Origin of the sequence: Paenibacillus sp. N3.4 (assembly GCF_008017805.1) — a bacterium.
Classification (GTDB): Bacteria; Bacillota; Bacilli; order Paenibacillales; family NBRC-103111; genus Paenibacillus_E.
This window is the reverse complement of sequence record NZ_VRTT01000178.1, coordinates 1-2,305: the sequence shown is the minus strand read 5'-3', so window position 1 is coordinate 2,305 and position 2,305 is coordinate 1. Positions and strand designations below refer to the sequence as shown.

The 2,305-nt window shown below is 42.0% G+C and carries 2 protein-coding genes; one reads left to right on the top strand and one right to left on the bottom strand.

All coding sequences use genetic code 11. The features are described from left to right. Positions 1-471: 471 nt before the first annotated feature. Positions 472-1,446, top strand: coding sequence for a C40 family peptidase (locus FU659_RS34770; RefSeq protein ID WP_147951707.1), 975 nt, complete (start codon positions 472-474; stop codon positions 1,444-1,446). A 271-nt stretch (positions 1,447-1,717) separates the two neighbouring features. Here FU659_RS34770 and FU659_RS34765 read toward each other — a convergent pair whose 3' ends face one another. Beyond that, positions 1,718-1,936 carry a helix-turn-helix domain-containing protein gene (locus FU659_RS34765; RefSeq protein ID WP_187274629.1) on the bottom strand — a complete coding sequence of 73 codons (219 nt, stop codon included), beginning with the start codon at positions 1,934-1,936 and terminating at the stop codon, positions 1,718-1,720. Between the last annotated feature and the right edge of the window lie 369 nt (positions 1,937-2,305).

The following is a 2,305-nucleotide window of genomic DNA, read 5'->3' as shown; positions in this document are numbered from 1 at the left end:
TGCAGAAGAATAACACTTGGAGAAATGTTCCATACGCTTCTTCTGTTCCCGCATGCCCAAGATTGGAATAACGGTGTCTAATGATGTCTAATGAGCTTAATTATCGAACAGCATCTGTATCCCAAGGCGACGAAATCCTGCGAATGAGTGAGTATATGCGAGATAAACCCTTAAAACCGAGGGACGGGCAGTTTCCTTCAATAATGAGGGAACTAATCAGTTACTGATAGTATGCGTGAGTCTCTATATGTAAAAGAATTCAATAATTAGACTAAAGTCTAGGTCTTCTCAAAAAAACGTACATATATTGTATGGTCAAACGTTACCCTCATTCCACCTTAATTGGTGGTTTTTTTAATGAATTGGGAAATTGAGTTAAACGATTTGGCTCAATAATTAGGCTTGATCTTGTGTTGCATTTCGCAGCATTACCGAATAAAAAGAAGTATTCAATCTAAGGTGGTGGTTGAAATGGCTGCTTTAAGCAAATTTCAAATTACAATCTTTTTGTCACAGAAAGATTTTTTTGAAAATATTCGCAGGACTTTCAAAAATAAAACACTTATTCTTAAGAACAGTATCCGTTACCTAGCTCTAGATGATGTACTGGAGATTCTGGAGTATGATCTAAAAGGAGGCAATGCCAGATTCCTTTTTGCAACAGATGGATCTGAATTTGTATCGATTCCACGAAAAGGTGGAACCGCAAGAAGAGAGGGGGTCAACTTCCAAATTGATCCCTTAATAATCGATCAAGGTAAATTATACTTGAGTTTGCGCTCCATCAATCGGCTCTTTAATGTGGATTTATTTGCTGATTTGGTAAAAAGACGAGTCTTTGTTCGACAACCTGCAATATTTTTCATCACCTTTAGGGGGGACACTTTCCGAGTTTTAACGGAGCTATTAAATACAACTGTGAAGAAATTAACCGATGCAAATCCTCAATTAAAGGAACCCATTTCAGCAAATACTCGCATCAGGATCCCAACAACCCAGCCTAATTCTCCCAGATCTCAAGGGAAACCTGGGAAATCAATCGTAAAAATCAAACAAACAGAAAAGGCACCGGCCATTATCAGACTGGGCAGGTCACTATTAGGAACCCCATATCGATTCGGTGCAGGACCTTATCCAAGGTCAGGAAGATTTGACTGCTCTTCTTATTTGCAATACATTTTTGGGAAAAATGGGGTCGCTTTGCCACGGACCACTAGAGCTCAATCGAAGGTAGGAAATAGGATACCACAAAATGCGATAGAGTTCGGTGACGTAATATTCTTTCGTAGTCCCCGCTATTCGGATAACCGTATAGGTCATTGTGGCGTCGACATCGGGAACGGGCTCATGTTGAATACGTATAAATCGCCCCCAGGTGTGACAATAACCAGATGGAAGAGTCCATATTGGTTAAGCAGATACATTACTGCTCGTGAGATCTTGTAGATGTAAGGAAGGTTTTAGATCTTAAATTGGCTTTGATCTAGGCTTTCTCATTAAAGTGAGTATACATTAATATTGCCAAAATCGTTACCCTCGTAGCCGAGGTGATCCGTACCGAAGTACAAATCATTCCGCTAACGGGTGACGATAGCTCCATAATACACAATGTAGGCGACCGGAAAAGATTCGGCCGCCTTCGTTATGTTAACGGGCAGGACTTAGGCTTTGTTATCCTTGATTGTTGGTTATTGGCCAAAAGAAAAACCGCCAATAATTAGAAATCGCAAGGCGTTAATTCGTACAGGCTGCGCACCTCGCACTGAAGCGTATCGGCGATCGAAATCGCGAGCTTAAGAGACATCACTCTTTTATTGTCGATAAAGTCATCCAGCCGCTCCCGTCTCACCCGCAGTTCAAGCGCCAGCCGTTCCAGCGGCATTCCTGCTTCCTGAAGCCTTTCCTCTAGCAGGCAACGGCCAAGTTCGTACTTCAATATGCATATGCCCCTCTCAGAAAAAATCGCCCAACGAATCTTATGATTTCCTTTCCGCTTTAGCTTCATCCCCGGGTTGGATCTCGGGAATCGTGAGCGTAAACAGCGTGCCCGTCCCAGGCACTCTTGATGGATACCTCTCCGTCCAGCGCCCGGTATTACTAAACTTTAATGATAATCGACCTCGGCAGCCCATTAAGCTGATATGAACGAGGCGGTCAATACCTCTTCTAATAATTAAATGTTTTTTTATTTTTGTCAGGAAAAAAACCATTTTTAACCATTAATGGAGACAATGGTTGTTACCTTGAAATCTTGGCACGAAGGCAAAGACGTTGACGGTGGTTAACAGTCTGATATGCGCGGGTT

Bases quoted from the DNA above. Each gene is read 5' to 3' on its own strand.
- FU659_RS34770 (WP_147951707.1), top strand. From the start codon at position 472: ATGGCTGCTTTAAGCAAATTTCAAATTACAATCTTTTTGTCACAGAAA.